The organism is Brevundimonas sp. CURTG3B2_SDJG, assembly GCF_057364705.1.
In genome coordinates this window covers 1-3,033 of record NZ_JBNFOJ010000323.1, presented here as the reverse complement: position 1 = coordinate 3,033, position 3,033 = coordinate 1, and the positions used below count along the sequence as shown (strand labels likewise).

Here is a 3,033-nt window from a genome sequence, read left to right as displayed (position 1 = left end):
CCGCCCCGCGCGGCGCGGAACTCGACGGAGCGGACGGGCCTGTGGGGGCCGGTGACCTTCATGCGAGGCGACTCCAGGACATGCCGGACCATCGCGGCGGCCTGGTCACCGTTTGGTTAACAGCTCGGCAGATTCTGCCGTCGACGTTCGCTCGGCTCGCCGGCCTGATACTGATTTTCCAAAGCTTTTAGGTTGGCACGCCGCTGGCATCACGGTTGACGACCATAGTTCGTGGACGCCCGACCGATGCAGAAACTGCTCGCCTCCCTCCTGACCGCCGCCGCCCTGGCCGGATTCGCGGGCCCGGCCGCGGCCCAGTCGCGGATCAAGGACATCGCCGCCGTCGAAGGGGTCCGCGGCAACCAGCTGGTCGGCTACGGCCTGGTGGTCGGCCTGAACGGCACGGGCGACAGCTTGCGCAACTGCCCTTTCACCCGCCAGTCGCTGGAGGGGATGAGCGAGCGCCTGGGCAACAACATCCGGGGCACGAACGCCAACACCAAGAACATGGCCGCGGTCATGGTGACGGCCGAGCTCCCCGCCTTCTCCACCCCCGGCTCGCGCATCGATGTCAGCGTCTCCTCCATGTGCGACGCCAAGAGCCTGCTGGGCGGCTCGCTGATCGTCACGGCCCTGCAGGCGCCGACGGCCAGGTCTATGCGGTGGCCCAGGGCTCGGTGCAGACCGGCGCCGTCTCGGCCTCCGGAGCCTCGGGCTCGTCGGTCACGCGCGGCGTGCCGACCGCCGGACGCATCGCCTCGGGCGCCACGGTCGAGCGCGAGACCGGCTTCGAGCTGGCCAATATGAACGAGGTGCGACTGACGCTGCGCAATCCGGACTTCACCACGGCCCAGCGCGTGGCCGCCGCCATCAACCAGACCTATCCGAACTCCGCCCTGGCCGAGAACGGCGCCGTGGTGGCCCTGCGCGCGCCCGGCCAGATGGGCATGGCGGGCTTCCTCAGCCGGGTCGAGAACCTGTCGGTCGACGTCGACGCCCCGGCCAAGGTGGTCATCGACGAGGTGAACGGCGTCATCGTCATGGGTGAACAGGTCCGCGTCTCCACCGTCGCCATCGCCCACGGCAACCTGACCGTCTCCATCCAGGAGACGCCGCTGGTCAGCCAGCCCGAGCCCTTCAGCCGCGGCGGCCGGACCGTGGTGGTGCCCCAGACCGACGTCTCCGTCGAAGAGGAGACCGGGACCCAGATGCGCATCGTCGGCGGCAGCACGTCGCTGGCGACCCTGGTCAACGGCCTGAACGCGCTCGGCGTCAGCCCGCGCGACATGATCAGCATCCTGCAGGCCATCAAGGCCGCCGGCGCCCTGCAGGCCGACATCGAGGTGATGTGAGCATGAGCGACCTGACCGTTCCCGGCGCCTCGCCCCTCCCCCAGCCTCCCGCCGCCACGGCCCGCATGCGCGAGACCGCCGAGGCCTTCGAGGCCTCCTTCCTGTCCCAGATGCTCAAGCCCATGTTCGAGGGCCTGGAAACCGACGGCATGTTCGGCGGCGGCGAGGGCGAGGAGACGTGGCGCAGCTTCATGATCGACGCCATGGCCAAGCAGACCGTCAAGGCCGGCGGGATCGGCCTGGCCGACCAGGTCGTCGCCCAGATGCTCAAGATGCAGGAGATGCAGGCCCAATGACCGAAGCCGCCGTCCTCACCGCCACCGCCCGCGTCCGCCAGCTGATCGACCTGACCCGGCGCCTGACCGAACGTCTCGACCCAGGAGGCGCGCGCCTTCGAGGCCCGGCGCCCCCAGGACGCCATGGCCAACCTGGCCGAGACCCAGGACCTGGCCAACGCCTACCGCCGCGAGTCCGCCCAGCTGAAGGCCAATCCGGCCAGCGTCGCCGCCGCCCCCGCCGCGGACCGTCAGGCCCTGATCAGCGCCACCCAGGCGTTCGAGGAGATCCTGTCGCGCCACGCGCACGCCGTCGAGGCCGCCCGCACCATCTCCGAGGGCCTGGTCCGAACCATCGCCGCCGAGGTCGCCGGCCTCAGGGGGCAATCCGTCGGCCTACGGCGCCTCGGGCCGCGCCAACGGCGGGGATGCGCGCGCGGTGGCCTACAACCGCACCACCTGACCTCGCTCAGAGCCGGATCGTCCGCGACGCGCCGACGGCCTCCAGGAAATCGGCGTCGTGGCTGACCACGACCAGGGCGCCGTCGTAGGCCGCCAGCGCCGCCTCGACCGCGGCGATCGAATCCAGGTCCAGGTGGTTGGTCGGCTCGTCCAGGATCAACAGCTGCGGTGGCCGGGTTCCCGTCATCGTGCAGGCCAGCGCCGCGCGCAGCCGCTCTCCGCCGGACAGCGTCCCGACCCCGCGTTGCGCGGCCGTGTTGCGGAACAGGAACCGCGCCAGGGCCGCATGGGCGTCGTTCGGCGTGGTCCCGGGATTGAGCCGCAGATAGGCCTCCACCAAGGTCTCGTCGGGCCGCAGGATCGCCGCCTCCTGATCCAGCAGAGCCGCCCGCGTCGGCCGCTCGATCCGGCCCGAGGTCGGCTCCAGCTCTCCCGCGATCAGTTTCAGAAGGGTGGTCTTGCCCGCTCCGTTCGGCCCCGAGACGGCGATCCGCTCAGGTCCCGTAAGCCGCAGCGTGACTGGCCCGACCACGCGACGCCCGTTCGGCGCGGTCCACGCGGCGTCCTCAAGGACCAGCACGGTCCGTCCCGCCGCCAGGCCGGTCGACGGCATGGGAATGCTGAGCGCCCGCACCCCGTTGACCCGCAGCTGCGCCTCGGCCAACTGCGTCTCGGCTTCGGCCGCCCGGCGCTGGGCCAGCAGGTTTTCGCGCGCGCCCGTGTTCTCCGCCCGCTCGGCCATCGCGCCCAAGAGGATCTTCGGCTCGGAGCGTTTCGCCGCGAAGGCGCGCCCGGCCCTGTCGGCGACGGGCCTTCTTCTCGACCGCCCTCTGGCCTCGCGCGCGGCCCGTCCGACCTCGCGTTCGGCGATGTCCAGCCCGCGCTCGGCGGCCGCGCGCTCGGCCGCCTTCCAGCACCCGGCCGGACAGCGTAGGCAGGTCGTC

At 71.6% G+C, this 3,033-nt stretch carries 4 protein-coding genes and 1 pseudogene; 4 read left to right on the top strand and 1 reads right to left on the bottom strand.

Going from position 1 to position 3,033, the window contains the following annotated elements; genetic code table 11:
* The 4 genes and pseudogenes from AC2W7C_RS15935 to AC2W7C_RS15920 all read left to right on the top strand — a co-directional run.
* The coding region (locus tag AC2W7C_RS15935) for a hypothetical protein (protein ID WP_486002276.1) at positions 1–191 on the top strand (191 nt) is incomplete at its 5' end.
* 55 nt (positions 192–246) lie between these two features.
* Positions 247–1,352, top strand: a pseudogene (locus AC2W7C_RS15930) (flagellar basal body P-ring protein FlgI).
* A gap of 2 nt (positions 1,353–1,354) precedes the next feature.
* Positions 1,355–1,648 carry a rod-binding protein gene (locus tag AC2W7C_RS15925; protein WP_486002275.1) on the top strand — a complete coding sequence of 98 codons (294 nt, stop codon included), beginning with the start codon at positions 1,355–1,357 and terminating at the stop codon, positions 1,646–1,648.
* 123 nt (positions 1,649–1,771) lie between these two features.
* On the top strand, positions 1,772–2,155 hold the full coding sequence (locus AC2W7C_RS15920; RefSeq protein ID WP_486002274.1) for a hypothetical protein: 384 nt from the start codon (positions 1,772–1,774) through the stop codon (positions 2,153–2,155).
* Here AC2W7C_RS15920 and AC2W7C_RS15915 read toward each other — a convergent pair.
* Positions 2,097–3,033, bottom strand: a 937-nt coding sequence (locus tag AC2W7C_RS15915) for an ATP-binding cassette domain-containing protein (RefSeq protein ID WP_486002273.1), incomplete at its 5' end; no start/stop codon positions are given. The two genes, AC2W7C_RS15920 and AC2W7C_RS15915, sit on opposite strands and share 59 nt — an antisense overlap.

Coding starts and splice junctions, on each gene's coding strand:
- AC2W7C_RS15925 (WP_486002275.1), top strand. CDS start 1,355: ATGAGCGACCTGACCGTTCCCGGCGCCTCGCCCCTCCCCCAGCCTCCC.
- AC2W7C_RS15920 (WP_486002274.1), top strand. CDS start 1,772: ATGGCCAACCTGGCCGAGACCCAGGACCTGGCCAACGCCTACCGCCGC.